The organism is Prochlorococcus sp. MIT2308, assembly GCF_059772345.1.
In genome coordinates, this window is sequence record NZ_CM186283.1 from 1,745,021 (window position 1) to 1,771,160 (window position 26,140).

The window sequence follows — 26,140 nt, forward strand, 5'->3', positions numbered from 1 at the left end:
CATGCAAAAGATGGTGATTGCAGTGATCTTTTGATAAAACTAGACAATCTAGTGTCAGCTGGGCATTCGTAATCAGACTGGCGTTAAATCAATGAACAAAGATGTGGAACGATAAAACTAGAGAGTTACTGAATTTACGCAAAGCACACCCGTCCAAAAGGTCTTTACTGTTGCTGGCAAGTCTGTGCTGTCTGGCCCCGATTCCTGCTCTTGCTAATCCAAGTCAAGCGTTCAAAGAAAAATCAGAGTGCTTAGATAACCCAACTTTCGTCACTCCTGGCAATCAAGAGATTAAATACTGCATTCAACCCAACGGCACATTCAAAACAATCAACGACGAAGGGTCGTTCACGAAAGAGAAAATCGAAATTGAGAAACCTTTCGAAGAACGCAAAGTGGACGGCTTTAGAACAATTACCCACTCAATTGAATATAAAATTGAAGAGGATGAATTGGTTCGATATAAATGCAAAGCAAAGAGGACAGGAGGTCAATATGTCTGCAAGGATTCGGTAGATCGAGTTGTTAAAGGTGTAAGGCCAGATGGATACTTTTTAAAAGAAGGATTGAAAAAAATTGAAGATGAACAATGGAAAGATTCGATTGAAGATTTCACTGCTGAAATTGATCTCAGCAAGAATCAAGATGCTTATTACCAAAGAGCATTTGCAAAATTGATGATCAAAGATTACTTAGGGGCTATCAAAGATAGTAGTTCTAGTCTGAGGTTAAATAAAGACAACATCAAAGCATATAACGTTCGAAGTTTCTCTAAGTACAAAATTGACGATCACAAAGGTGCGGTGAATGATCTCAATAAATTGATTGTTTTGCTGGAACGTTTAACAGATAAGGAGATAGAAGAGCTTGATATTAAAGAGGTCAGTCCGATTTATAACAAGTTCTATTTCAGGCGAGCACTGTCAAACAGTGAGCTAGGGAGACAGAATGCTGCGATTCAGGATTTTGATCAATCCATCGAAAGAGATCCACTCAATGGTCAGGCATATTTTCAACGCGGTTTAGAGAATTATTGGACCAATAGAGATTTAGCTTGTACAGATATGCTCCAAGGTTTATCTCTTGGAGCTGAGGATAGAAGTGAATCACTTATAAATAGCAGCAAACAAGAGACCTCATTTCTTGAAGAGTTATTTGAGAAAGAGAATACATTGATGAGTTCTTGTAAAGGCGTGAGTCAAGAGAAAATAGATAATAATAAGAGTAAATTTCAACGCGAACAGTTGATCAATGAGGGAGGTGATTTATTTAAAAAATATCTATTAATTATCCCTATCTTTTTGATTGTGATTGTGACAATTATCCTCAAATATACCAATAATGATGAATAAATAGCTTGTTTAAATACACGTCGATAACTAATTAAATTAAGTTTGACTGAAATACCTCTTGTCTAACAATTTACTTCAAGAATTATTCGTTAAGGCAAATATTTGTAGATTCTTTTCAGGTTAACCATATAATATCCCTGTCAGCGACAAGCTATTGGAAGTTACCACAATAGAAAACGAGGGAAGTAGCAGATCTCTTGTATGGAAGAGCCCAGAGAGATCTTTAGTTATTGGTGATCAAATCATTGTGAATGAAAGTGAGGAGGCGTTGTTATTTGAGAATGGACAGTTGATGCAAACTCTTGAGGGAGGTCGGCATCTCGTTGAGTCAGGAAATATTCCAGGAATTGAAGGATTAATCAGGAGAGCTGCAGGTAGTAATTCTCCAATTCGAATTGATACTTGGTTTATCAATAAGACGGTCTCTAATGATTATAAATGGGGTGTTCAATTACAAGCGAAAGATCAAGAGCATGGACTAATTGTCCCAGTTGGATCTTATGGATCAATGTTAATTAGAATTGATGATCCCGCTTCTTTTGTTCTGCAAATCGTTGGGCAAAGATATGAGATGAAGAAAGATGATTTAAGAGATTTTCTTCTTCCGATTATTGAGAGAAATTTAAAGGACTATATTTCCAAGAGCATTACCAACAAGCAATTAGACATCTTTACGCTTGATTCAGAGTTAATGGAATCGTCTAAGGCGATGAGTGATTTGATCTCAAAAGATATCAAACGGTTTGGAATTTCATTGATTGATTTTTATATTCAAGGAATCGAGGTGATTGGTAATAATCCTGATTATCTCAGAATCAAGGAAAGTCTTGCAGAAGCAGCAAGTTTAAGGATCAGGGCGAAAGCAGCATCAGATACTGAAGGCTTTTATGAAAAGGAACGAGAATTGGATGCTCTTGATCGGGCTATCGAAAAAGATAGTACTGGGCTTGTGGGATCGTTGTTGGGACGATCTGGTGCCACAACTTCAGGTACAACTCAAAATTCAGCTCCCAGCTCAGAGAAGAAATCATTATCAACAGAGGATCTTAAATTTAAATTATTCAACCTGAAGGACATGATGGATTCTGGGCTGATCTCAAAAGAGGAATATGAACAGAAGAAAAAAGAATTGTTGGGTAATTATTAATCTTTAAACTATAAAATAATCTTATATAGATATGAAAATAAATAGAGCGCTACCGATCATATGGCTACCATTATTAGCCTTCTGGACATTCCTCGTATCGATTCATATTAATACGACGCCTTTTGCTCTTTCCAATCTTGTCCCGACAGTTTTTTATGTTTTAGTTTCGTTCCTTCTTGCATTGCAATTGCAATTAGTCATCGGAGGGAAGAGAGAAGGCTTCTTTGTGAAATTTGGAACGATCAATATTATTGGTATTTGTTTATTTGTCTCTACTATTACGATCCTCTGCAGTGTGACTGGAGAAATAGCTCAAGATCTATCAATTATTATTTTAATTTGTTCTCTTCTTGCTAATTCAATTATTGCCGAGTTTCTTTCTTATTCCAATAAGCAGGTGACAAGGAAAATTGATAAAGAGAGAAAAGCCTGGGCTGATAGAACTAAAATTTTAGACGAACAACAAAAAGAAGCTTCTTATAAAGGTTCAGCAGAAAGAAGATTGTCTATTGAATCAAGAAAAGATTGGAAAGCATATTTCAAGAAAGCTGTAGTGACGTTTGCCGGTAATCAACAGATTATTGATGAGATCACAAGGATTAAAGATATTATTGACTACAGCTCTTACTTCAGAAAGGAGTTATCAGTCTCTGATTTGTCTGAAATTCAATCTGGAATCAATGAACAACAAATATTGGCAGTCTTAAAAGAGATTGAATGAAAAAGTGTAATTATTGTGGAGCTCCCATCACCTCTAGTTTGGGGATTTGTGAGTATTGCAATGGGTCTACGAGTATATCTAACAAAATAAAAAGTCTTTTTATCAAAAAGGATGTTAAGGCTTGGTTAATCAAAACTAAAAATCAAATTAATAATAAGGCTGTTGAACCAGTAATTGTTTTTCTTAAAAAGCAGAGGGTTATTCAACAGGGAAATAGATTTCTAAAAGATCAAAAGATTATCTCTAATACTCAGCTTCTTGGAAAGTATATAAAAAAAAGATTTAGTAGTAAAAGGAATCTTGCTCTTTTAGTTGCTATACCACTTGGCTTTCATCTCTATATCAGAGTGAATTATCCTTTAACTGCAAAACCATTTGTCCCAGATTCTCCATACAAACCAGCGAAGCTTGTTGGTTCGGATGATGAAAATGAGTTGATTTTTTATAGCAATAAGAACACGAAAGAAAGCAGAGATTACACAAAGGCTTGGTGCAAAAACAGTAGGAAAAAGATGCCACTATCAACATGCTTGAAAGACAATCTCAATGAAAGTAAATACTTTGATATTGGTTCAAAAGTTAAAGAAGGTGATTGGATTTTAGTTAAATTAGCGATTGCATATGGTGACGGGAAACCTTCGTCAGAACGCATGAATGATGCAGCTATAAATTGTAGAAAGAAAACTATTGCTTTTTTTTACAAGGGATATCCTGAGTCTTACGCAAAAACAAAAATCGATTTCCCTGATGCTTTTGACGAGGAAGATGAAATGCAGTACCGAAGAGAGAAACCAGCAGCAATAGTAAAAAGAATGGGAAAACTATGGTGGACTACAAATTACTCTTGGCACAATGATTTTGAGTTAGGCGAATATCTTGGATGGCAAAAGAACCAAGTAAGGGATGCTGAAAAAAGACTTTCAGAAAAAATAAATGATAAAACATATTGTCCATACTTTAGAGAGTCTGATAAGCATAGATGCACTCCTAAGGCAAGAAAAGAGAGCATTGCCAGTGATCGTGATTGGCTTAAAGGTAGAAAAAATAATCTCAATAGAGATAGGCTTGCAAGGAAGGCTGCAGGTGTTGAATACAATCGATTGTTAAAGGCTGTATGTAAAACGGAACCTTTCCGATTGTTTTGAGGATATTGATTCCTAAAAATATAAATGCCTAAATATAAATGTAATTACTGCGGTGCTCCTATAAGTTCAAGCTTAGGTATATGCCCGTATTGTGATAAGACAAATAATATATTTTCTTCGATTAGTGCTTTAGTAATTAAAAGAGATATAAAAAAAGTTCTTTTAAATTGGAAAGCTCAATTCGATCAAAAGGTTCTAAAGAATTCGACTGTAATTCTGATAAAGGAAAAGATTGTTGCCAATAATCAAATCAAGTTACTAAGAAATCATATAAAAAGACTGCTATGTAAGAGAAAGAATGTAGTTATTTTATTTGCTATCCCAATTGGTTTTCATCTCTATATGAGAGTCAACTATCCAACAACTGCTAAACCTTTTTATCCAGAACTTATTACTGTTGCACCCATGCTGGATGAGGCTGGTGAGTTTGTGCTGTATACAGATGGGAAGTCAAATAAGCACAATGCAAGTAACAAAGCTTGGTGTAAAAAATATAAAAAAACTCAACCTATTTCACTTTGCTTGAAGGATATTAATCAACCTAGAAAATATATTGATATTGGTTCTAAAAGAAGGGATAAAAGAGCTAAAGATTGGATTTTGTTCAGATTGGCTGAAGGCACACTATATGAGAATATGTCTGATGCTGCTATCAATTGTAAAAGGGGATTGGTGGCTTTTTATAAGACTGATGGACTTGTTGGATTTCATGCAATTGATCCGACTGTTCCTTCTATGTTTAGAGAAATTGAGAAGCAAAAATATGAAAGAAAAAAACCTGATTCAATTGCTAGAAAAATGGGAAGACTATGGTGGATCTCCAACTATTCTTATTACAAAGATCTTGAAAGTGGGGAATATCTAGCTTTCTCAAAAGAAACCATTAGAAGCTATAAGGAAGATCTTGCCGATAGAATCGCTGATAAGAAAAATTGTGAGAAGAAAGAAAGTAGATATGAGTGTAATTCTAGAGAATATCCAAAAAGGATAGCTAATTACCGTCGTTATATAAAAACAGCTATTGAGGATTTTGAGTATACAAAAGTTAAAAGGAGAAGTATGGCAATTGAATACAATAGTTTGTTCAAGAAAGCATGTAATACAGAAGGAACGTTTGAGATATACAAAAAACTCAAATAATTACATAGTCCAGGAGGGTTGAGATGCAAATAAGACGATAGTAAAAACAGTTAAGAATTTCTTCCAATGGCGTATTTTGCTTTTATCCGTTTAGATGACCTTCCTGATGAAAATATTGAATGAAGACAAATCAGTCTGAGATCGAAACAACAGATCAAAATAAGTCTCAAGGTGAGTTCACAGCATTCACAAACCTTTTGAACCGAAACTTCAATGAAATTGAGGATCGATCCTTAGGAAAATCAATAGCAGGAATACCCGTCAACTTCTATGACTTTGATGCGATGACTCAAGGTTTGCAGAGAGGAGATTTAATTGTTTTAGGTAGCAGGCCATCCATGGGAAAAACGTCTTTGGCTTTAAATATGGCCAAGAATGTTGCTCAACTTCATAGCCTTCCTGTATGCATCTTTGACTTGGAAATGAGCAAAGAGCAGCTCACCTATAGATTGATTTCAAGTGAGGTAGGCATTGAAACCAGTCGATTAAGAACTGGACGTTTACAAGAAGATGAGTGGCCTGACTTGGGAGAAGGGCTTGAAAGACTTGGTCAATTACCAATCTTCATCTCAGATAAAAGCAAGGTCACTGTTGATGAAATGATTACTAAATGCCAAGGGCTCAAAGAGCAACACAAGACTGAATTGGGGTTGATTGTGATTGATTATCTGCAGCTGATGGAGGGTCCTTTATATGAAGCAAGAGACGAAGAACTCTCCAAGGTTGTCGTTCAATTAAAAGAGATGGCAAAAGTTCTAAACGTACCGGTCATCGTTTTATCTCAACTTGATCGTGAAATCGAACATCGGTCAAATAAGCGTCCGATGCTAAGTGATATCAGAGAGACACAATCACTCGAAAGCCATGCTGATATCGTTACCATGATTTATAGGGATGAGTACTACAACCCTGAGACAGAAGATCGTGGCATTGCTGAACTCATTACTTGCAAGCATCGAAATGGTCCTCTCGGTACAGTCAAACTCCTATTTGAACCACAGTTCACACGTTTTAGAAATTTAGCGGCAATTGTTTAAAATACTGCTTTGACTATTAGTAGCTTCCTCAGTCAAGGCGGAAATGCTAAAAGACGGGATGAATATTCAATAACATCTAGTTGATCTAGTATGTACGAAGAAGCCTGAAAGATATGCGAGTCAATGTGAGTGGACAAAAAGAAAATAAATGAAAAAAGTTCTACAAGCATGTCAAAGATGTGGAGCACCAATCGTTTGGGATGAAGTCTCTTCTTCTATTACATGTGAATTCTGTGGAGCTAAGACTTATATAAGAAGTAGATTTATCATTGTAGAAAAAGTCAAAGATAAGCTTTATAAAATAAGTTCAAATATAAAAACTAAAGCAAAAAGAATTACAAAAACATGTTTAGAGAATCAGACTATATTGTCAAATAATCAATTAGATAAAATATATATAGGATTAAAGCAAACTATCAGTAATAGATATTTCAAAATATTATTTATATCAGTTCCGATTTTATTTATTAGTCGTTCTATTATTGATGATCCCGTTAGACCTTACAAATCAGATATAAAGAAACAATGTCAAAGAATCGATCCTGTATATGATGCAGAAAGCAAAAAGTTTATAGTTAATAAATGTACTAGTGATATCTACAAAGTAATAAGATCAATTAATAAAATAGTAAATAAGAGACCAGGGAAAAAGTCAAAAAAATCTTTCTATCCTTTAAATAATCAAAGTAATTTTAATTATTTAGGGGACGAGAATAAAAAAAATATCTATTCTTTTTATAAAGGGGACAATCGTATTTATATAAAAAATGATGATTCGTCAGGGATAACCCTATACATCAGCTTCTCTCCATACAGGGGCTATTCGGGAGGTTCAAGCGCAGTTGAGATTGAGTATATAGTTCCTCAATATTTTAAATTGCAAGAAAAGAAAAATCTTGAAAGATTTTGCAAAAAAGTTCGGAGAGATATTCGGAGATATGATTTTGGGCAAATCACCTGGAAAGAAAAATATCAATTGATTGGTGATCTAATTGAATCGAAGTCTGATGGAGGATATGATGGAGGATATGAAAGAATACAGAGAAGATGCAGAGAGTGATTAAGTAAGCTAAACCATTTTTAGGTAGGTTCTCATAGTTTTGTTGAGTCTTAAACCTCTAGTTCTTCGGAAAATTAATTGTCAAATAAATAAACTAATTACTTTCCCAAGCAAAACATTTTGTAGTAAGCATCTTTGATCTCTCCTTTAGAAGATCCATAGCGTAATCCTGACCTTAAAGCTAAGGCTCTGTTCTCTCCTGGACCATGATGATTGAAATCGTCGTATTCTTGATCTCCAACTGAATAAGCGGCATTAATCATCGTTTGAACTTCATCCAAATTAAAAGAAATGTTATCGGTACTAGCGAGAATTATCCCCGCATAACAGTCAGCCTGAAGCTCTATTCTCATGGTATTTCTTTTGGCACTTGATATTAATTTTGAGGTTGCATCTTGAACATGATGAGCATATTCATGAGCGACAACAAACGATATTGCAGCTTTGCCAGCCTTGCCTAGTTCTTTCATGAACTTAGGCTCTAAACAAATTGTTTTTGATATTGAGTTGTAGTAAGTATCTTCACACCAAGACCATTTTATTTTCCCTGTACCGGCTACTTTCCCCATGCTGTTAGCAGCTCCTTCAATCACAGTATCTACAAGCGTTTCTATATCACCATTAAATTCGATAGCTGCCTTTGCAGGTAATGGAAGAAAAGAAGCTAATCCAAGGCATAGAGGAATGGTGAATATCCTTGTATAGAAACGATCGAAACTGAAGATTTTTTCGGACATCTTTTGTTAAGACCCTTTTCTTAATGTTATGGGAGTAACGTCTTTACTCCTCTCTAGAATAACTAGACGTAGTATTTAATCTATCCTGAGGACACAGTAAGTGGTTGATGCAAGTCTCAACTGGGCAAGTATCGTAGGCATAGTGCTTGCAGCTTTTGGCTTATATCTTTTTTATTTGAGGAGCGCTAAGCCAAGTATCTCAAGAGATTTAGATCCTTTTATTGGCCTTACGGCAATGCTGTGCGGTGGGATTCTATTCTTTCAAGGTTGGAGGCTTGACCCTATTCTTCAATTCGGACAATTCTTATTGGCGGGTATAACAATTTGGGTAAGTTATGACAACCTTAAATTAAGAAAAATAGAAGCTAATAGAGATACTGTTCAAGATAAATTTGAACCTCTTCCTTATAAACGAAAATCACTAAATGATGATACTAAAATAATAAGAAGGCCTACTCAAAGAGATAGGCTTGGAACAAGTGTTAAATGCTCTTATTGTGGAGCTTCTGTTGACATCTAATAAATTAAAATAGTGAAAAATATTCCTGAGAAATGTATAAGATGCGGAGCTCCAATTAAGTGGGATAAAGTTTCTTTTGAGTTTGATTGTGACTTCTGCGGTAAAACATACTCAATCAATCAAGACCTTATCCCAAAGAACAATAAATTCAATATAACCAGTAAAAAAATAGAAAAAACAAAAGAAATAAAGAATAATTTAATATCTATCAATAAAAAGGGTTCGGACATTATAGAAACATTTATCTTTTCATTGACTGATTTCAGACCATTAGAATATGAAAGATTCAAATCATATACTATAAAATTAAGATTATTGGTAATTGCCATTTTTATCTTATCTACATTTGCTAACTCTCAACATTGGCTGTCATTTCTTATCATTTATTCAATAACTTATTTACTTGTAAACTTGGCTATTTTAAAAAAACTTTCAAGAAATCAGAATATTAAAGATGTAAAACGATCCAGGAGATTGAGATTTATTGATAAAAAAATATTGGATCATTTAATTGATATCTTTATGAAGATAGTATATATATTTAGTATTTTGATGGCAACCTTTTTTCTTCTTTCTAAGGATGGCTCTTTAATCTTTCCAGTTGATGATTATTTTGGCGTAAGCTTGTTTTGTTTTATCTTGTTTTCATTTACAGGATTTTTAGGTATAAGATTTAATTTGAATAGAAATTACCTACCTCAAATGGATTATATCTTTATCTTTCTTTCAGTACTATTTTCATTCGCTATGGTACTAGGTGAATGAAAAATATTCCTGAGAGATGTGAAAGATGCGGAGCTCCAATCAATTGGGATGGGATTTCTACTGAAATTGATTGTAGCTATTGCGGTAAAAAATATATAGCCAACGATACTCTTTTAACAGCTAAGGCAAGATTTAGAAAGATTTCTAAAGAGGCAAGTAATATAAAAGATAAATTAATTGAACAATCTAACAATATTAATCAAGAAATAGATCCATTAATAAATTTTAAGAAGAATGTAAACCCAAGACCAAAATTAGAAGGATCTTTCTCTCAAAGATTTAAGGCTTCTCTCAAGCCTACTAGAGATAATTTTATAGAAGATTCAGATAAGGAAGAGAATAGAAGTTCAAACGCGCCATCAAATCTACAAAGATTTATTTGGTCCCTTAGCTCAAAAAATAATAAAGATTCTTTGGAGAATAGTACAGAAAAAAGTTCTAATAGTCTTAAATCTAAAGTGTCAATTATTGGACTAACTATTTTGGGTTTGATTAGTTTTATAGTTATTTATAAAAATTTCAATAAATCAACAAATTGGGAAACAAAAATATTGGATGAATGTATTGATAAATATAATTCTTATGATTGGCATGGAGTAGTTGAAAAGTGTACAGAAGCTATTCAAAATGACCCCACAGATTTGTATTCAGGTAATGCATTCGCATATTCATTGATAGGAGATGCTCAAGAAGAACTAGGTAATCATAAATTGGCAATTTCTAGTTATACTAAAGCTATTTTTATTAACTCGGAAGATCAATATGCTTATCATGGAAGAGCATATAGTAAGGAATCAATTGATGACAATAAAGGAGCAATAAGAGATTATACTATTGCTATTGGTTTTGATCCTAATGATGATATCGCTTATGGTAATAGAGGGTGGAGCAGGTATAAAATCGGTGATTACAAAGGAGCTATAGAAGATAGTAATAAGTCAATTTCAATAAAAGATAATGAGGGTTATGTTTATCATAATAGAGGACTTTCAAGATATGAACTTGGCTTTAAAAAAGCAGCATGTCTTGATATATTTAAGGCCAAATCACTAAAAGAAAAAGAAGCAATAGATTACTTAAAAGCAGGAAATAATCAAGGTGATTGGTGTAGGGAGATGCCGCTAATTAAAGCACAGACATATAAGTGGACATTGTATGATTCAAATAAGGAAGTCGACAGTTATGTTAAATTAGGTGGTTGGAGAGTCTCTAAGAAAATCAGAGATTTTTATATTGATATTAGGAGCTTAGATGGTTCAAGAATGTCTGAGATGAAATACCAGGCAGACTGCCATGATTGGAGTATTATGTTTAATAATAATAGATCATTTAACTATTGGGAGAAGGTTGAACCAACTACAAGAGAAGATATTTTATTGTCAATGGTTTGCAGAGATAAATTTTAGCATCGATTCCAAAATTTCTTGGCTTGATTAATACTTTAGTAATGAATGATTTGCATAAGTCATTAGAAGATAAAGATTATTAAGTAAAAAGGCAATTCTTTAATCTGAGAATTGGAGTAAATTTGGAATATATGCCTCAACCACATCAATAATCTCTTGGCTTCCATCCTTCTCGCTCTTGCCGCTGGTCTTATTTCTCCTGTCTCTGCTAACGCTGGCGATTCTCTTTATAAATCAATGTATGAGGCTAAATATGCTTGTGATGTCTGGCAACTCAGAGGAGGTTATTTCAACATAAGGGGAGACAGTGAACTAGGAAGAAACTCCGTTAGAGATTGCAAGCTTGAGAAGGAAACCAGCCAGTTTTTAGGTTTTGAATGGACAACAGTTCAAGAAGGACGAACTTACAGCCCAAGCGAATTTACTGAATTTCACTTCTCTTCAAGAAAAGTTGTCCATTATTTCCGCTTTAGGAAGCCTCTGAATGATTAATCATGAAATTATGAGAAATAATTTAGGAAGAAAGTTAAGTTATCTTTTATGTCTTTTTAGATATAAACCAATAAGCCACATAAGTATGTAGAAACAGCGGTTCGTCATGTATACAGGGAAGAGAGCGGTTCGTTACCTATACAGGGAGAGTTTGGTTCGTCATATATAGAGGGAGAAGATAAATATTTTGAGATATGGATGGATTCCTACCGTTAGTCAGGACGAGATACCAACTCGCGGTAGTTATTCATAATTTCCCCAGGGAAATCGAACATACACAATGAACTTAGAAATAACAAAGGTACTTTCACCAGCAAAGGAAGATGGTCAGATGGATGATCGTTTTCAAGAGGATCAACGATGGATTATTGAACAGATTGGTCCTGATGTAATTGATGCTTTGAGGGACTTCAAGCAAAAGACAACTAATCTAGAAAATCAATATGGAACTGTTGCTATTAGGCTCTGCCATGTTTTCTTTGAACGCATTTCATACATTGATGAGAATGAAGATGAACTAACTAATAAATGGAGATGGCGATCTAAGAAACTCAGAGCACATTTGCAACCGATGCTTCAGGACTTGGGATTTAAACCTGTCAATGCAAGTAAAATAATTGGTGCTACTGAGCTGATTCATAATCTCAAAAGCAAGCTTTCTAATGGTAGAGGAGGTGAACATAAGAATGTCAGAAAGGCTGTTGACTTCGTGGAGTCTTTCCGCGTCTCATCTCAATATGTTTTGAGTTGCATGAGTGAGGCTGGGTTTTCTGAGGCTATGCGATTTGCAGATTGGGAGTCGTACAACCCTGATCGTGCGAATAAACAGTTAACCAAAAAAGAATTAGAAGAGATTCAAAAGAAATATCCAAAAGATGACAAAGGATCTCGTGCTTTTAGAAAGGAAAGTGATGAAGGGGGATTAAAACTGAATCCATTTATTGAAAATAATTTGATCAAAGAGTTGGTCTTAATGATTCAACGGATTAATCCAAGAAAGATTAATGATCATGAGAATCTCAAGCTCAAATTAGAAGAGATTAAGTAAGAGTTGATGATTGTCTTGGATGAATAAGGTTGTTGGTTGTCTTATAGAAATTTCTCAAAAATCTTAGAAGTCAAATTACGTATAGATCGGGACCAAGATTACCCCCGGCACCCCGGTTCATAGTGGCTATATCGCATCAACATCCTTAGATCTTTGTGACCGCTTGCCGCTGAAATTTCCAAAGCGTTCATTCCATCTGCCCACATCGTGCTAATTGCGATGTGGCGTAGATCATGGAATCTAAGCTTGGGCAGACCAGCAATGGCCCTTGCCCTGCTAAACCCATGACGAGCTGCTCCAATACTTAGATCAATCACTTTGTTGGTGCTCTTCTTTGGGTAACGCTTGAGAAGTGCAACTGCTTGGGCTGATAGAGGAACGATGCGTTGACTGGTTTGGATCCCTGTTGCGGCACAATCTTTGCGGCTCAGGTGCACCAGTTTGTTGTCTAAATCAAGATCATCCCACCTCAGATTAAGTAGCTCTGAGCGACGCATGCCTGTGGTTAAAGCCAATTGCGTCAGCCTTTTGTGATTGGGGTTCCTGGATTGCCCTAAAGCCGTCAGTAATTTCTTTTTCTGGGATGGTGTGATGTAAGGAGCTCTGGCATCACTTGCTCCTCTGACTTTCAATTCCCTGGCTGGATTGGAGTTCAGTTGGCAGCCCAGCTCATCTTTGGCCCAATCCAACAGAACTCTCAATATTCTGAGCTCTCTCATCACTGTGTTGGGCTTGACCTTTAAAAGTCGTTCATCTCGCCAGAGAGCAAAATGTCTGATGGAAAGTTCTTCCATAAGAATTCCTCCCATCCAACTTTTGGCCAAAACTTTTAAGGGATATTGTTCGTTAGCCCCGCTGCGGTGATCTTGCAGTGGTCCTTGTATATACAGATCAATAGCTTCTCGGAAGATTTGTGGCGGTTTTAGATCAAGTTTTGCTGGCGTTTCAAGAGAACTTTCAACAGCATTTGCCCACAGTTCTGCAGCTGCTTTAGAGCTAAAAGTTTTGGACGTTTGGCCTTGATATTTCTTCTTTCGAATCAGTGCTTGCCAGCCACTTCCGCTTCTTCTAATCGTTGCCATTTTTAAGGTTGCATCAGGTCAGATGCATCAAGCAAAAATGGTCTAAAAACAAGAAAAGTGGATCCAAAAACGGACGTCCACTTTCAAAGATTTGCGATCCTAGTGCCTTAGATCGCTTGCCCTGGCTAAGCTTCCGACGATGCCCTCGTCGGGACTTGAACCCGAGACCTCTCCCTTACCAAGGGAGTGCTCTACCGCTGAGCTACAAGGGCTTGTGGAAAAGATGGGCCGGGTTGGATTTGAACCAACGTAGGCGTAGCCAGCGGATTTACAGTCCGCCCCCATTAACCACTCGGGCACCGACCCGATCCACTTAGTAAGATTAACAGTAGACGGTTCCAATTTTCTTGGATTTGTTGGTCCAATTAGGTTGGAATCGATACGATCGAACAAGATGTTTAATTTGTTAGGAATATGGATCTTTTACTAATTAATGGACCGAATTTGAATCTTGTTGGGAAAAGGGAGCCCACCATATATGGCACGAAAACGCTAGTAGATGTTCAAGATGAGTTATTAATTTTAGCAAACGAGCTTGACGCAGAGCTTAAATTTTTTCAGAGTAATTCAGAAGGCGAGATGATTGATTGCATTCAAAACAGCGCTGGTTCTGTTGATGGAATATTGATTAACGCAGGTGCTTATACACACACTTCCATAGCTTTAAGGGATGCTTTATTAGGAGTTGCTATTCCCTATGTGGAGATACATCTAAGTAACATTTATGCTAGGGAAGAATTTCGCCACAAATCATTTCTTTCAGATAAAGCATTGGGTTTAGTTTGTGGCTTTGGAGTAAATAGTTATCAACTTGCGTTGAAAGGAATAGTTTCTTACTTAAAGAGAGTCTGAGGGCCCTATGGATAAGTCAAAATCTCAAGTCGTTGGGAAATCAAATATTCGCTGTCTAATAAATAAAACTAATGAAGATTGGATAAATCTTGCAATTTCTAATCCATTGGAAATACTTTTGGATCATGCACATTGTGAGAGAAAGGCGGCTGGAGTGGCTCTTCAACTCATGTTTCGTTATGTAAGTGAACCTGGTCTTTCAGAGGTTCTAAGCCCATTAGCACGAGAGGAACTTGAACATTTCGAGAGGGTTTTATCAATTTTGAATGCGCGAGGGAAAAAACTTCAAAAATTAGAATCTCCTCCATATGCTGCGATTTTGGCAAAAAACATTCGCAAAGATGAACCTTTGCGAATGTTGGATAGCTTTCTGGTGGCGGGTCTAATCGAGGCAAGGAGTCATGAAAGAATGAAATTGTTGTCTATACATTCTCCTGATATTGAACTTAGCAATCTATACGCCGACTTACTAAAGAGCGAAGCCAGGCATTTTGGGATTTATTGGAAGTTGGCAGAGGAACGTTTTGAGAGGAATACTATTAATTTGAGGTTGAGAGAATTAGCTAAGGTTGAATCTGATGCTTTAGTTAAAACGCATCATGAGCCAAGAATGCATAGTTAATTATTTTTTAAGTAGATAGAATCCCCCCCCCCCAATTAAATGAAAGTTTTAACTATTGCGGGTGTAGGCCCAGGAGATCCCTCTTTATTGACTCTGGCAGCGGTTGATGCTATTCAACATTCAACAGTTGTTTCTTATCCTGTCTCTAGTAAAGGAGGAGAAAGTCTTGCGGAAAAAATTGCTTCAAAATGGATAAGCAAAGATCAAAAAAAAATTCCTTTACATTTTCCTATGGTTAATGATCAGAGCATATTAAAAAATGCATGGAGAGTTGCCGGGAATAAATTAATAAGGATGGTTGACAAGGGTGAAAGAGTCGTTTTCCTTGCTCAAGGAGATATTTCGCTTTTTTCAACAGGCTCTTATCTTTCAAAGGTGATAGAAAAATATCATCCAGATTGTCTCGTTAAATTAATTCCAGGTGTTACATCTTTTTCGGCTGCTGCTGCGAAAAGTAAATTACCACTTGCTTTTCAAGAGGAACAGTTACTTGTAGCATCTGTCCCGGACTCGCATAACGAGCTAAAGGTTATTCTTTCTGATGCAGCTCTGATGAAAAGGGTGGTTGTGTTGCTCAAGCTTGGGAAAAAATGGGAGTGGGTCAAACCTTTGCTTGAAGAACTCGATCTAATAGAAAGATCTGTATTCGCAGAACGAATAGGATTCTCAGATCAACAAATTATTAGAGCATCTGATCTTTCCATAGGTGCTAGGCCATATTTTTCAATGCTATTGATTCGACAAAGTTGGCCTATGATTATGCCCTGAAATGTTTTAGTTGAATTTAATCAGCTCGTCTTCGAGTAGCTTTATAGCTTCATTTGGAGAGCTTGCTCTAACTAATTTTTGGCGAAGCGTAGAGGCGCCTTGAAAGCCTCTGCAAGTCCAATTCATATGTTTTCTGGCAATCAAAAGTCCATGATTACCTTTTTTTAAAATAAGTAATTTGAGATGTTCGAGGGATAAGCTGATTTTCATCTTTGCGTCAGGTGGTATGAAAGTTTTTTGATTTTTGATTTCCGCATCAATTTGTCCAACCAGCCATGGAGCTCCCATGCTTGCCCTCCCTATCATTACCCCATCGGCATTCGTAATCTTTAAACATTCGATGGCATCACGAGAATTTTTAATGTCACCATTGGCAATGACAGGGATATCTAATGATTTTTTTATTTTTGAAATAGCTTCCCAATTTGCACTCCCAGAAAATCCTTGTTTCCTCGTTCGGCCATGAACAGTTATTAGTTGTGCCCCAGCGTCCTGTAGCCCTAAAGCAAAAGATACTGGATTATTGGTGTTTTCATCCCAGCCCAACCTAATCTTTACTGTTAATGGAATTGATATTGCCTTGGAAACCTTTTTGACGATCAATTGAGCAAGTTCTGGTTCTTTTAATAGAGCACTTCCGCCCCCTTTCCGCGCAATTTTTTTTACTGGGCAACCCATATTTATATCTATAAGGAATGCACCCGATGATTCGGCTTTGATAGCTGCTTCGATCATTGAATCTGGCCGATGGTCAAACAGTTGAACACCAATTGGACCACTCTCCTCCGAAAGCTCAATTACTTTTTCTTCCCCATGACCTAGCTCAAGACTTTTAGCATTCACCATTTCTGTAAAAAGTAAAGCTTTTGGAGACCATCTACGAACAAACTTTCTGAAGATTTGATCGCTTACACCTGCCAGTGGTGATTGAATAACTGGACAGTTTAATGATCTAGAAGTTCCATTCCCTGATAACAAAATCGGAGATAACACTTTCATCTCTAAAGTAGATTTGAATTTTTCTTTGTCATTACAAAAAGAAAAAGTTTGATTTGTTTTTTGATTTCAAAAAATAAGAAAAAAATGCTAACTGATGCTTTTAAGGAAACGGCACTTTCAGAGATGCTATCAAAACCAGAAGTATTTATATTAAGGATAGTTTGGTCGTGAATGAATCCTTTTTTTTTGTTAATATTTTTTGGTTAGTTTTATTTCTAAACCTCATTTTCTAATATAACTCTTTGTTCATACTTGTAGTATGAAGAATTAATCTTGATTTTGGCCTATAAAGGTTACATAATCTTATGAAAGGTAGAGAATTTTGCCGCTGCCAATAGTCGCAATAATTGGACGCCCAAATGTTGGGAAATCTACATTGGTGAATCGCTTATGTCAGAGCAGGGAAGCCATTGTTCACGATGAACCAGGGGTAACTAGAGATCGAACTTATCAAGAGGGATTTTGGAGGGATAGGGATTTTAAAGTTGTAGATACTGGGGGTTTAGTTTTTGATGATGATACTGAGTTCCTTCCTGAAATAAGAGAGCAAGCTAATCTTGCGCTTGAAGAAGCCGTCGTTGCATTAGTAATTGTTGATGGCCAAGAGGGGGTTACTACAGCTGATGAATCGATTGCTGAATTTTTGAGGTCTCATTCTTGTAAAACACTCGTTGTGGTTAACAAATGTGAATCACCCGAGCAAGGGTTAGCAATGGCAGCAGAATTTTGGAAGCTTGGTCTCGGTGAGCCTTATCCAATTTCTGCCATACATGGAGTTGGGACCGGAGATTTGCTTGATCATGTGGTTACGTTGTTCCCCTCAAAAGATTTAGATGAAGTCGATGATTCTCCTGTTCAATTGGCAATCATTGGTCGACCAAATGTAGGGAAGTCAAGTCTTCTTAATTCTATTTGTGGAGAAACAAGAGCAATTGTTAGTTCGATTAGGGGCACGACTCGAGATACGATTGATACTCGAATAACTCATCAGGGGAAACAATGGAAATTAGTTGATACGGCGGGAATCCGTAGACGTAGAAGTGTTAACTATGGTCCAGAATTCTTCGGCATCAATCGGAGTTTTAAGGCGATAGAAAGAAGTGATGTTTGTGTATTGGTTATTGATGCTTTGGATGGCGTGACAGAACAAGATCAAAGACTTGCAGGTAAAATTGAGCAGAAAGGAAGAGCATGTGTAATTGTCGTAAACAAATGGGATGCTATTGAAAAAGATAGTCACACAATGTCTGCAATGGAAAAAGAAATTCGTTCGAAATTATATTTCCTCGATTGGGCCGAGATGATTTTTACATCTGCGCTGACGGGACAAAGAGTTGAAGGCATTTTTGCATTAGCTACTTTGGCAGTTGATCAGAATAGAAGAAGAGTCACTACATCAGTTGTTAATGAGGTCCTAACTGAGGCTTTGAAATGGAGAAGTCCCCCTACCACAAGAGGCGGAAAACAAGGGCGTCTTTATTACGGTACTCAAGTAGCTATTAATCCTCCAAGCTTTACTCTTTTTGTGAATGAAGCTAAATTGTTTGGGGAAACCTATCGAAGATATATTGAGAGACAAGTTAGAGAGGGACTTGGGTTTGAAGGGACTCCTATAAAATTGTTTTGGAGAGGGAAGCAGCAACGCGATGTCGAAAAAGACTTGGCACGCGAACTGAAAGGGGGCTGAAATTAGTAATTTTTATGGATTGGCTAAAAAAGATTCCAATTGGTCAATATGTCTCTGGCAAATCTAGCTGGCTTCGTGGTATAGATCCTCGAATCAAACTTTCCTGGATCTTAGTGTTTTTGTTATCTCCTTTTTTAGCTAATTCCATCTGGAGAATTTCAATTGCTTTGTTTCTTTTATTTATTACGTTTATTAGTTGGCTACCTCCTCGCATTTGGTGGAGGTCTCTGGTATTTCTATTGCTTTTCTCTTTAATTATCGGATTCTTATCGATTGTTTTACCCGCGAGTGAAGCATCAAGTGAATTGACCATAAGAGCACCTGATGAAATACCAGGAGCAATTGTTATGACTCGATCATGGGAGATTTTTAAGCTGGGGCCATTTAACTTTGGGGGTATTTCATTAGGGCCATTAATCGTTGATCGTCGCTCTGCAGAATTAGGCATTAAAACTTCGACTTTAATTTTTACTGTTATTCATAGTGTGAATTTGATGTTAATCACAACACCTCCTGAAGATCTTGTATGGGCAATCAAGTGGTTTTTTTCTCCTTTGGCTTCGTTAGGAGTCCCTATGGAAAAATTGTCATTTCAACTTCTTTTGGCTTTGCGATTTTTACCCTTAGTTCAAGAGGAGCTCCAAAACCTCTTTCGTTCCGTCGGTGTAAGGGCAATTGAATTTAGAAAATTGGGATTAAAAAGTTCATTAGATTTGCTTGTAACTTTAGGCGAACGACTTTTGTCAAATATTTTGCTCAGAGCAGAACAGGGAGCTGATTCTCTAATGTCAAGAGAGGGGCTTTGGCTGTCATCCAAGCAATTACGTCCTAATATTGTTGTTAATCCTAGATATTTGTGGGTTAATTTAAATTCGATTTTTGTGCTTTTGATAGCTATTGTCTTACGTTGTATGTATGGTACATCTTAATGAAAAAGAATTAAAATTTGAACGCTGAACGCTATCTGAATCACCCAACTTTTGGAATGTTATATTTGGTTTCACCAGCAAATAATGGTAGAGATGTTTATGCAACTTTATATGCGCAAAAAATATTTTTTTTAGTTACTTTGCAACCGAGAGGAGCAACTTTTGAGGTTATTCCATATATGGATGCTCGGCATTATTCAGAAATGCATTTGTCTAAATGTAAGAGAGAAAAATCATCAGACATTGACGTTTGGAAGGAATTATTTAATCAAACTTTTATGTAAATTTGGTCGATTTGATGGTGATTGATTCTCATGAATTTACGTCGATAATAAATTCACTACCCTCAGGGGTTAGTTTACTTGCAGTGAGCAAGGGGCATGATCAAGAATCCATTCGTAAACTTTCTGATTATGGTCAGCTGGATTTTGGAGAAAGTCGTTTACAAGAAGCTCTCCCCAAAAAAAACGAACTGAATGATCTGAAGCAACTCCGATGGCATTTTGTCGGTACATTGCAGAAAAATAAAGTCAGAGGAGTTATTAAAGAATTCGACTTCATTCATTCTGTTGACTCTTTGTCGTTGCTTGAACGAATTTCTAGAATTTCGCTGGAAGAGCAAAAAACTCCAAATTTATTTTTACAAGTAAAATTTAGGAATGATCCCCAAAAGGGTGGATTTTCAAGGGAAGATCTCTTGAACAACTGGTCTAAGATTATTGCTTTGAATAATGTTAATTTGATCGGCCTAATGACAATTCCACCAATTGCTCTTGATTCCTATCAAAGAAAAGATTTATTTCATGAATGTAAAAACCTTGCAAATCATTTGGGGTTAAAGGATTGCTCAATGGGCATGAGCAATGATTGGAAAGAGGCTATTGAGGTTGGCGCTACTTGGATTCGTTTGGGATCTTTTTTGTTTGGCAAACGTCGAACTTAGAGAAATTGTCGAAGATATGAAAAAACTAATAAAAAAGCTTGCCCCTTTAGATAAGGAACGTTATTTAAGTATATGGTTCATCCTTCATTTCGTTGAAGATGTATCCGATGTTGGCTTATCCAACTTTTAACAAATCATCCCGAGAGGATTAACTGGTGTCGCTTATTTCCCGTCTTCGTGCTGTCGTCGCTGGTGATGACTTTTTAGATAGTGATTTTGATGAGCTCGATTACGACACAAGTGAAGACTTTGAGAATTTTAATAAAGGGAGCAAAGTTGGAAACGGAGAAATGGCAACAATCTCTCAGCCCAATCCTTTTGATGGGAGGGGTGGTTATACTTCTTCAAATGTCATAGGTATGCCTGGGATTTCAACAAATGATTCTGAAGTTAGTTTGATGGAACCTCGTAGCTTTGATGAGATGCCGAGAGTAATACAAGCTTTGCGAGAGCGTAAAACAGTTATTTTAAATCTCACAATGATGGAGCCTGATCAGGCGCAAAGGGCGGTTGATTTTGTTGCAGGTGGAACATTTGCTATTGATGGACATCAAGAAAGGGTTGGAGAAAGTATTTTCCTTTTTGCGCCTTCTTGTGTGACAGTTACTAATTCATTCCAAGAGGAAGCTTCCCCTTCAAATATGACTAATAAAGGTCATGACTTGATGTCTAAGGAAACCTCTCCTGCTCCAGAGCCTGCATGGGGGGAGACAGTAGCTACAGCTCTTTGAGTGATTAAATAGATTGGAAATTTCTATTGGGATAATTGGCCTTGGCAGTATGGCTAAAGCTATTGTCTCACCTCTTTTGGAAAGAGGTGAATACAAACCTGAAAATGTTTTAGGAATTGTTGGTAAAAGCTCAAGTATTGAACCTGCGTTGAATGATCTTCCAAAAGAAATAAAAGTCGTATCGAGTGAAGATTCTTTCTCGACAGAGATATGGAATGCTCCTTTGAAAATTTTGGCTGTAAAACCTCAACAATTCAGCAAAATCAAAGAATCAGATTCAACATTCCAATCGAAAGCTCACTTCCCAAAACCATTGTTAATTTCCGTTTTAGCTGGAATAACATTGAAAACTCTTAAGAAAGCTTTCCCCTTACACACATGTGTAAGAGCAGTGCCAAACACTCCTTGTCTTGTAAGTCAAGGGCTTACTGGTTTGGCGTGGGAAGATAGTATAACTTTGTATCAGAAGGAAGTCGTTAGAAAGATTTTTGAACCTATTAGTGAAATTTACGAGTTAGAGGAGCAAAAGCTTGATTCCTTTTTGGCTTTAACTTCCTCAGGACCAGCATATTTAGCTTTAGTGCTTGAAGCAATGGCCGATGGTGCTGTGGCAGCAGGATTACCACGACAATTGTCCAATCAATTAGCTCATAAAACCCTTTCAGGTACTGCATCGCTATTAAGAGAAAAAAGTTTGCATCCTGCTGAACTTAAAGATATGGTTGCCTCTCCAGCAGGTACTACAATCAGCGCTCTTCGACACCTTGAACTTGCGGGCTTGAGATCCGCCTTAATTGAAGCAGTTGTTTTAGCTGCTCAGAAGAGTCGTCAATTGGCTGAGGAGATTTCGATTTAGATGACTTAAGTACGTCTGCATATAGAGTTTCAAGTGAGTCAATATTCTGTTGAAGTGTATATCTTTCTTTTACCCTCATACGAGCACGTCTACCTAATTCGTGTGTAAGTACTGGTTGATCACGTAATACAGGTAAAAGGGTCCTTAATTGAGAGGTAACTCCCTCAGTGTTAAGTATTATTCCTGCTCCATTTTCAAGTACTTCTCCATCTGCTCCAGCATCTGTCGCGATGCATGCTGTTCCAGTTGCCATGGCTTCAAGCAAGGCGATAGATAATCCCTCTACAAGACTTGGGAGTATAAAAACCTCAGCGATTTGAAGAAGAGCAACTCTTTTATTTTGATCGGCCTCATATCCCCACCAAATAACATTATCTTCTTTATTGAAGATTGAATGATTTTCGAGCGTTGGCCTTAGTGGCCCATCTCCTACTATTACTAGTCGACATCCTTTTGGCTGGACGAATCTCCATGCTCGTAGTAAAGCTTCAACATTTTTTTCAGAGGCTATTCTACCCATATAGATAAATATTCTCTCAGAACCAAGCTTCTTTTTTATTGCATGATGAAGCTCGTTTTGTGAATTACTTTGTTTCAGCGGGTTCCATTTCTTTATGTCAATTCCATTAGGGATTACTTCGAGTCTGCTTTCTTTAACGCCTAGTTTGGCAAGTACTTCTGCTTGCAAATCTGAAAAAACAATTACTCTGTCATACTTGGCTAATGATGGTGCATAAAGTTGGTAGGTAAGTTGCTGTGTATTGGCAGTCAGATTTCTTAGTTTCGAATCGAAAGCAGGGTGAAAAGTTGCGATCAAGGGTAAATTAAGCTGATGACAAAGCTCAGGTAGTCGAAAATCCAAAGGTGAAAGAGTCAGGCTTGCATGAACTAAATCAGGTTTAAGTCTTGAAAGGGATTCTCTAAGCTCTCTTTGAGCATTTAATGAAGGGATGGTGTAAACCTGAGATTTAATTAAATAAGGAAGACTTACATCAGGATCATTGGCTAATAGGGAAGTTTTATTATTCCCATCTCTTGTTGGGTTATCAAAGTGAATAAAACTTGTTTGATATCCTCTCTCCCTAAGCTTTTCAGTCGTGCTAAGCCCGTAACAGACGTTCCCGCAAAAAGGTGTTTTTTTGCCTAGCCAGGCGATATGGGTCAACTCTAAAAAAATCGGTATTTTAAATTAGCAGCTATAATAAATTTCTTCTTTAACTATTGTAATAGTTAAATAATTCATAAATAATAATTTTTTTTTAATATGTTGTTCTAATTAGTATTTAGATCATTGCAAATTATTACCTCTCTCATCATTTGAAGAGATGTAATTCTTTTTTGTAAATGAGTTTCAATCCAGGTCTCAACAATTTTTAGTAGTTTTAACCAGACATTTTTAGGACCTAATAATTTTCCATTGCTGTGAAAAGGTAATTGTTCTAGTAGTAGTCTCTGAAGTAAAGCAAGTTCTGATGGATTAAGCTCAGTGCTTGCATTAGGCATTCTTCCAATTGCAAAACCCTCTGCAGGAATAAAGCTACATTTCCAACTCCACTCTCCAATAGGGGGTATTAGCTTAGAGCCTGAGTAACAACAGTTTTGAAGCGGTAAGCAATATCCGCCTAGAGCCAATAAATGAATGCATGATTGAATACTTATTGCTAAAGCTTCTAATGTTTCAAATTCTGTTTTATGTAATTCATTTAGTCTATCTAGATGGATTAAAACCAGTTTCAGTAAATCTTTTTGCGGGTCTTCATTCCCGACTAAAATCATAATCAGCTCGGAAATTGCTTGTGCGGCTGAAAGTGTTTCGATGTTTTTTCCAAGATTCCCATAACTCTTAATAATTTTTATTTGTGTAACTCGCCTAAGATTTTTTTTCCCGACTATATGTAAATCTAAAAAATTAAACGGTGATGTGGCTCCAAGTCTACTTTTTGGTTTTCTTGCTCCTGGTATTGCGAGACGTGATATCCCATTTTCTTCACTAAGTATCGTTAATAGCCTGTCATTTTCACCTAGAGGACCAACTTTTAAAGAAAGACCTTTTATTCTTTGATTTGAATTCATTATTCCTTTTTCTTTTGTTCTTGAGTGATTTCAAAACCAAAACTTGTTCCAATATATGTTGACCCTGCTTCAATAATTTCTATTGCTTGATCAAAAGTTTTAATACCTCCGACAGTTTTAATTGAACAGCGATTTTTAACAATTTTGGAGACATGATTAGTTTGATCCTTTGAGAAAGATGGCCCAAAACCATTACCTATTTGAATTCCAATTGCGCCCGCATCAATTAATGCATCAATTGCCAAGGAAAGTTTTGATAAGTGTAAGATTGTATTTGCATCCATTATTACTCTTACGGGAATACCAAGTTCACTTATTTGATTTATTTCCTCAGCAAATAGTTCTATATTGTCTTCTTTTAATGCAAAATAATTTGGAACAAGATCTAGCTCTTCTGCTCCTTTCTCTATTGCATACTCGGCTTCTTTTCGTTTGTTAGAAGTTGGGATAAAACCAAAAGGGAAGGCGATTACTGAGATTAATTTTGTAGTACTTTTGTTGCCTAACCTTTCACGTGCAATTGATAGATTGGAAAGACTAGTACATAAACCTGCAAAGCCATTTTGCTTAGATGCATCACAAACTTGAACAATCGTTTCTTTATCAAAATGAGGATTTAGGACTGCTTGATAAATCACATTTGCAATATTGGCATGAGCTTCTTCTAAGCTGTGAATACTCATTTGACTAGTACTATCTAAATTTTTTCTTGGATTACGCCATATCCTCCATGATTTCTCTTGTATATAACTCGCAAAGCAGACCCTTCTTCCTCTCTAAATAAATAGAAGTCATGATCAATCAAGTCTAATTGGACTCTTGCTTGATCAATAGTCATAGGATTCATCGCAAAATATTTGCGTCTCACTCCTGGACTAGGTAAATGAGGTTCTTTACCTTCAATGAGCGAATGATCCGAGGAAGAAAAATTTTCAGTTTCTTCGTTTTGGACTGATTTCGTTGACTGATTATTATGAACATTGTGACTGTTATGTCGCTCTTTGTACTTACGTAATTGCCGTGCAAGTTTATTTGCTACTAAGTCGATGCTTGCATAAAGATTTTCACTTCTTTCTTGGGCTCTTATTACTGTTCCGTTTGCAAAGACAGTCACCTCAGCTGTCTGTTGTGGCACGCGAGGATTTCGAGCGACTGAGAGGTGGACATCAGCTTCTTGGACCATTTCTTGGAAATTGTGAGTTGCTTTATCAATTTTTGTTTTGGTGTAATCACGAAGTGATGGAGTTAATTCAAGATTGCGTCCATGGATAAGAAGCTTCATTCTGTTTCGCCTGAGTCAGGGCCTAATAGCAACTTAGATCTAACCCCTCAACTTGCACAATCTTCTTCCGCTTTTCTTTTTGAACCCAAAAATATTGTGCCATTTGAGACTGCCTTAGGTTGGCAGAAGAATTTTCAAAAAAACCTTATTGAGGAACCGTTCTCATCCCAAGCAGTATGGCTTCTTGAACATTTTTCTTGTTTCACAATGGGTAGAGGTAGCGATAAAAAAAATTTGTTGTTCGAAGAAAATAATTCTCCTTTGCCAGTTTTTAGTATTGAGAGAGGAGGTGAAGTTACTCATCACATGCCTGGGCAGATTGTTGGATATCTGGTTCTGAATTTAAGTCTTCACAAAAAAGACTTATCTTGGTATTTGAGAGAATTGGAGCAAGTGCTGATTGATGTTCTTTACTTGTTGGGAATAGAGGGGAAGAGGTTAGATGGCTTAACAGGAGTTTGGTGTGAAGATAAAAAGGTTGGTTCAATAGGAATTGGTTGCAAGAGATGGGTGACTCAGCATGGATTTTCACTAAATGTAGATTGTGATCTAATTGGTTTTGAAAAGATAATTCCTTGTGGACTAGATAAAGTGAAAGTAGGGAAATTGAGTGATTGGATTCCTGGTATCAAAGTCTGTGACGTTAAGCCTCTTTTAAGGGAATCTGTTAAAAGACGTTTTAAATTGAACTGGGAAAAATAAATCAACCTCTTTAAATATCACTAAAAAAATAACAAATTATTTTT

At 36.5% G+C, this 26,140-nt stretch carries 28 protein-coding genes, 2 tRNA genes and 1 pseudogene; 22 read left to right on the forward strand and 9 right to left on the reverse strand.

Translation table 11 applies throughout. The annotated features are described in order from the left end of the window. The first annotated feature begins 101 nt into the window (after window positions 1-101). From AC6EIW_RS09975 to AC6EIW_RS10005, 7 genes and pseudogenes are all read left to right on the forward strand, one after another. Complete coding sequence (locus tag AC6EIW_RS09975) at window positions 102-1,352, forward strand: tetratricopeptide repeat protein (protein ID WP_498520458.1); 1,251 nt, start codon at window positions 102-104, stop codon at window positions 1,350-1,352. 154 nt (window positions 1,353-1,506) lie between these two features. Then, the gene (locus tag AC6EIW_RS09980) at window positions 1,507-2,499 is read left to right on the forward strand and encodes an SPFH domain-containing protein (RefSeq protein WP_498520459.1); all 993 of its coding nucleotides are present in this window, start codon (window positions 1,507-1,509) and stop codon (window positions 2,497-2,499) included. Between the two features lie 31 nt (window positions 2,500-2,530). Continuing rightward, the gene (locus AC6EIW_RS09985; protein ID WP_498520460.1) at window positions 2,531-3,220 is read left to right on the forward strand and encodes a hypothetical protein; all 690 of its coding nucleotides are present in this window, start codon (window positions 2,531-2,533) and stop codon (window positions 3,218-3,220) included. Next, window positions 3,217-4,365, forward strand: a complete 1,149-nt coding sequence (locus AC6EIW_RS09990; RefSeq protein ID WP_498520461.1) for a hypothetical protein — start codon at window positions 3,217-3,219, stop codon at window positions 4,363-4,365. Before AC6EIW_RS09985 ends, AC6EIW_RS09990 begins: the two co-directional genes overlap by 4 nt. 24 nt (window positions 4,366-4,389) lie before the next feature. Then, window positions 4,390-5,505, forward strand: a complete 1,116-nt coding sequence (locus AC6EIW_RS09995; RefSeq protein WP_498520462.1) for a hypothetical protein — start codon at window positions 4,390-4,392, stop codon at window positions 5,503-5,505. A gap of 131 nt (window positions 5,506-5,636) precedes the next feature. Continuing rightward, a pseudogene (gene dnaB / locus AC6EIW_RS10000) lies at window positions 5,637-6,542 on the forward strand (replicative DNA helicase); the annotation flags it as partial. A 148-nt stretch (window positions 6,543-6,690) separates the two neighbouring features. Beyond that, a complete protein-coding gene (locus AC6EIW_RS10005) occupies window positions 6,691-7,602 on the forward strand; it encodes a TFIIB-type zinc ribbon-containing protein (protein ID WP_498520463.1) in 912 nt (303 codons plus the stop codon). Window positions 7,603-7,700: 98 nt separating this feature from the next. Here the strand turns inward: AC6EIW_RS10005 and AC6EIW_RS10010 are convergent, their stop codons facing one another. Continuing rightward, window positions 7,701-8,339, reverse strand: coding sequence for a neutral zinc metallopeptidase (locus AC6EIW_RS10010; protein WP_498520464.1), 639 nt, complete (start codon window positions 8,337-8,339; stop codon window positions 7,701-7,703). A 100-nt stretch (window positions 8,340-8,439) separates the two neighbouring features. Between AC6EIW_RS10010 and AC6EIW_RS10015 the strand changes: the two genes are divergently transcribed. The 5 genes from AC6EIW_RS10015 (at window position 8,440) to AC6EIW_RS10035 (ending at window position 12,570) form a co-directional block, all read left to right on the forward strand. Then, window positions 8,440-8,859, forward strand: a complete 420-nt coding sequence (locus AC6EIW_RS10015; protein ID WP_498520465.1) for a Ycf66 family protein — start codon at window positions 8,440-8,442, stop codon at window positions 8,857-8,859. Between the two features lie 12 nt (window positions 8,860-8,871). Beyond that, a complete protein-coding gene (locus AC6EIW_RS10020; protein ID WP_498520466.1) occupies window positions 8,872-9,624 on the forward strand; it encodes a hypothetical protein in 753 nt (250 codons plus the stop codon). Next, window positions 9,621-11,030, forward strand: coding sequence for a hypothetical protein (locus AC6EIW_RS10025; RefSeq protein WP_498520467.1), 1,410 nt, complete (start codon window positions 9,621-9,623; stop codon window positions 11,028-11,030). The genes AC6EIW_RS10020 and AC6EIW_RS10025 overlap by 4 nt, the downstream gene beginning before the upstream one ends. A 156-nt stretch (window positions 11,031-11,186) precedes the next feature. Then, window positions 11,187-11,522, forward strand: coding sequence for a hypothetical protein (locus AC6EIW_RS10030; protein ID WP_498520468.1), 336 nt, complete (start codon window positions 11,187-11,189; stop codon window positions 11,520-11,522). 280 nt (window positions 11,523-11,802) lie between these two features. Further along, a complete protein-coding gene (locus tag AC6EIW_RS10035; protein ID WP_498520469.1) occupies window positions 11,803-12,570 on the forward strand; it encodes a hypothetical protein in 768 nt (255 codons plus the stop codon). A gap of 98 nt (window positions 12,571-12,668) precedes the next feature. On the opposite strand, the gene AC6EIW_RS10040 is transcribed toward AC6EIW_RS10035, so the two are convergent. The 3 genes from AC6EIW_RS10040 to AC6EIW_RS10050 all read right to left on the reverse strand — a co-directional run bounded on the left by AC6EIW_RS10040 (window position 12,669) and on the right by AC6EIW_RS10050 (window position 13,958). Beyond that, window positions 12,669-13,652 (reverse strand): tyrosine-type recombinase/integrase, encoded by a 984-nt coding sequence (locus tag AC6EIW_RS10040; RefSeq protein ID WP_498520470.1) that lies wholly within the window; start codon window positions 13,650-13,652, stop codon window positions 12,669-12,671. 140 nt (window positions 13,653-13,792) lie between these two features. Continuing rightward, window positions 13,793-13,864: transfer RNA gene (locus AC6EIW_RS10045), tRNA-Thr, on the reverse strand. Window positions 13,865-13,876: 12 nt separating this feature from the next. Next, window positions 13,877-13,958: transfer RNA gene (locus AC6EIW_RS10050), tRNA-Tyr, on the reverse strand. 108 nt (window positions 13,959-14,066) lie between these two features. On the opposite strand from AC6EIW_RS10050, the gene aroQ reads away from it, so the two are divergent. Genes aroQ through cobI form a run of 3 tightly spaced genes read left to right on the forward strand, consistent with a single transcriptional unit; the run spans window position 14,067 to window position 15,894 of the window. Beyond that, window positions 14,067-14,504 carry a type II 3-dehydroquinate dehydratase gene (gene aroQ, locus AC6EIW_RS10055; protein ID WP_498520471.1) on the forward strand — a complete coding sequence of 146 codons (438 nt, stop codon included), beginning with the start codon at window positions 14,067-14,069 and terminating at the stop codon, window positions 14,502-14,504. Window positions 14,505-14,511: 7 nt separating this feature from the next. Beyond that, window positions 14,512-15,126, forward strand: a complete 615-nt coding sequence (locus tag AC6EIW_RS10060) for a MiaE family protein (RefSeq protein WP_498520472.1) — start codon at window positions 14,512-14,514, stop codon at window positions 15,124-15,126. Window positions 15,127-15,165: 39 nt separating this feature from the next. After that, a complete protein-coding gene (gene cobI, locus AC6EIW_RS10065) occupies window positions 15,166-15,894 on the forward strand; it encodes a precorrin-2 C(20)-methyltransferase (RefSeq protein WP_498520473.1) in 729 nt (242 codons plus the stop codon). Between the two features lie 6 nt (window positions 15,895-15,900). On the opposite strand, the gene dusB is transcribed toward cobI, so the two are convergent. Next, on the reverse strand, window positions 15,901-16,893 hold the full coding sequence (gene dusB / locus AC6EIW_RS10070; RefSeq protein ID WP_498520474.1) for a tRNA dihydrouridine synthase DusB: 993 nt from the start codon (window positions 16,891-16,893) through the stop codon (window positions 15,901-15,903). A 322-nt stretch (window positions 16,894-17,215) separates the two neighbouring features. Between dusB and der the strand changes: the two genes are divergently transcribed. The 6 genes from der to proC all read left to right on the forward strand — a co-directional run bounded on the left by der (window position 17,216) and on the right by proC (window position 22,039). After that, window positions 17,216-18,580, forward strand: a complete 1,365-nt coding sequence (gene der, locus AC6EIW_RS10075; RefSeq protein ID WP_498520475.1) for a ribosome biogenesis GTPase Der — start codon at window positions 17,216-17,218, stop codon at window positions 18,578-18,580. 14 nt (window positions 18,581-18,594) lie between these two features. Beyond that, window positions 18,595-19,509 (forward strand): CbiQ family ECF transporter T component, encoded by a 915-nt coding sequence (locus AC6EIW_RS10080; RefSeq protein WP_498520476.1) that lies wholly within the window; start codon window positions 18,595-18,597, stop codon window positions 19,507-19,509. A gap of 17 nt (window positions 19,510-19,526) precedes the next feature. After that, window positions 19,527-19,793, forward strand: a complete 267-nt coding sequence (locus AC6EIW_RS10085) for a PipX family protein (RefSeq protein WP_498520477.1) — start codon at window positions 19,527-19,529, stop codon at window positions 19,791-19,793. 14 nt (window positions 19,794-19,807) lie between these two features. Beyond that, complete coding sequence (locus AC6EIW_RS10090; RefSeq protein WP_498520478.1) at window positions 19,808-20,452, forward strand: YggS family pyridoxal phosphate-dependent enzyme; 645 nt, start codon at window positions 19,808-19,810, stop codon at window positions 20,450-20,452. A 155-nt stretch (window positions 20,453-20,607) separates the two neighbouring features. Then, window positions 20,608-21,183: a cell division protein SepF gene (locus AC6EIW_RS10095; RefSeq protein ID WP_498520479.1), complete on the forward strand. Its 576-nt coding sequence runs from the start codon at window positions 20,608-20,610 to the stop codon at window positions 21,181-21,183. A gap of 13 nt (window positions 21,184-21,196) precedes the next feature. Continuing rightward, window positions 21,197-22,039, forward strand: coding sequence for a pyrroline-5-carboxylate reductase (gene proC, locus AC6EIW_RS10100; RefSeq protein WP_498520480.1), 843 nt, complete (start codon window positions 21,197-21,199; stop codon window positions 22,037-22,039). On the opposite strand, the gene AC6EIW_RS10105 is transcribed toward proC, so the two are convergent. The 4 genes from AC6EIW_RS10105 to hpf form a co-directional block, all read right to left on the reverse strand. Next, window positions 21,930-23,204 carry a glycosyltransferase family 4 protein gene (locus tag AC6EIW_RS10105; protein ID WP_498520481.1) on the reverse strand — a complete coding sequence of 425 codons (1,275 nt, stop codon included), beginning with the start codon at window positions 23,202-23,204 and terminating at the stop codon, window positions 21,930-21,932. The two genes, proC and AC6EIW_RS10105, sit on opposite strands and share 110 nt — an antisense overlap. A gap of 107 nt (window positions 23,205-23,311) precedes the next feature. Then, window positions 23,312-24,112 carry a DNA repair protein RecO gene (gene recO / locus AC6EIW_RS10110; RefSeq protein ID WP_498520482.1) on the reverse strand — a complete coding sequence of 267 codons (801 nt, stop codon included), beginning with the start codon at window positions 24,110-24,112 and terminating at the stop codon, window positions 23,312-23,314. Then, complete coding sequence (deoC, locus tag AC6EIW_RS10115; RefSeq protein ID WP_498520483.1) at window positions 24,112-24,795, reverse strand: deoxyribose-phosphate aldolase; 684 nt, start codon at window positions 24,793-24,795, stop codon at window positions 24,112-24,114. Before deoC ends, recO begins: the two co-directional genes overlap by 1 nt. Window positions 24,796-24,809: 14 nt before the next feature. After that, complete coding sequence (hpf, locus tag AC6EIW_RS10120; RefSeq protein WP_498520484.1) at window positions 24,810-25,394, reverse strand: ribosome hibernation-promoting factor, HPF/YfiA family; 585 nt, start codon at window positions 25,392-25,394, stop codon at window positions 24,810-24,812. Here hpf and lipB point away from each other — a divergent pair. Then, window positions 25,377-26,096 carry a lipoyl(octanoyl) transferase LipB gene (gene lipB, locus AC6EIW_RS10125; protein WP_498520485.1) on the forward strand — a complete coding sequence of 240 codons (720 nt, stop codon included), beginning with the start codon at window positions 25,377-25,379 and terminating at the stop codon, window positions 26,094-26,096. The genes hpf and lipB overlap by 18 nt on opposite strands. Window positions 26,097-26,140 lie beyond the last annotated feature (44 nt).

Coding starts and splice junctions, on each gene's coding strand:
- AC6EIW_RS10010 (WP_498520464.1), bottom strand. CDS start 8,339: ATGTCCGAAAAAATCTTCAGTTTCGATCGTTTCTATACAAGGATATTC.
- AC6EIW_RS10040 (WP_498520470.1), bottom strand. CDS start 13,652: ATGGCAACGATTAGAAGAAGCGGAAGTGGCTGGCAAGCACTGATTCGA.
- AC6EIW_RS09990 (WP_498520461.1), top strand. CDS start 3,217: ATGAAAAAGTGTAATTATTGTGGAGCTCCCATCACCTCTAGTTTGGGG.
- AC6EIW_RS09975 (WP_498520458.1), top strand. CDS start 102: ATGTGGAACGATAAAACTAGAGAGTTACTGAATTTACGCAAAGCACAC.
- AC6EIW_RS09985 (WP_498520460.1), top strand. CDS start 2,531: ATGAAAATAAATAGAGCGCTACCGATCATATGGCTACCATTATTAGCC.
- recO (WP_498520482.1), bottom strand. CDS start 24,112: ATGAATTCAAATCAAAGAATAAAAGGTCTTTCTTTAAAAGTTGGTCCT.
- aroQ (WP_498520471.1), top strand. CDS start 14,067: ATGGATCTTTTACTAATTAATGGACCGAATTTGAATCTTGTTGGGAAA.
- AC6EIW_RS10005 (WP_498520463.1), top strand. CDS start 6,691: ATGAAAAAAGTTCTACAAGCATGTCAAAGATGTGGAGCACCAATCGTT.
- hpf (WP_498520484.1), bottom strand. CDS start 25,394: ATGAAGCTTCTTATCCATGGACGCAATCTTGAATTAACTCCATCACTT.
- cobI (WP_498520473.1), top strand. CDS start 15,166: ATGAAAGTTTTAACTATTGCGGGTGTAGGCCCAGGAGATCCCTCTTTA.
- AC6EIW_RS10080 (WP_498520476.1), top strand. CDS start 18,595: ATGGATTGGCTAAAAAAGATTCCAATTGGTCAATATGTCTCTGGCAAA.
- AC6EIW_RS10035 (WP_498520469.1), top strand. CDS start 11,803: ATGAACTTAGAAATAACAAAGGTACTTTCACCAGCAAAGGAAGATGGT.
- dusB (WP_498520474.1), bottom strand. CDS start 16,893: ATGAAAGTGTTATCTCCGATTTTGTTATCAGGGAATGGAACTTCTAGA.
- AC6EIW_RS10060 (WP_498520472.1), top strand. CDS start 14,512: ATGGATAAGTCAAAATCTCAAGTCGTTGGGAAATCAAATATTCGCTGT.
- lipB (WP_498520485.1), top strand. CDS start 25,377: ATGGATAAGAAGCTTCATTCTGTTTCGCCTGAGTCAGGGCCTAATAGC.
- AC6EIW_RS10025 (WP_498520467.1), top strand. CDS start 9,621: ATGAAAAATATTCCTGAGAGATGTGAAAGATGCGGAGCTCCAATCAAT.
- deoC (WP_498520483.1), bottom strand. CDS start 24,795: ATGAGTATTCACAGCTTAGAAGAAGCTCATGCCAATATTGCAAATGTG.
- AC6EIW_RS09995 (WP_498520462.1), top strand. CDS start 4,390: ATGCCTAAATATAAATGTAATTACTGCGGTGCTCCTATAAGTTCAAGC.
- AC6EIW_RS10090 (WP_498520478.1), top strand. CDS start 19,808: ATGGTGATTGATTCTCATGAATTTACGTCGATAATAAATTCACTACCC.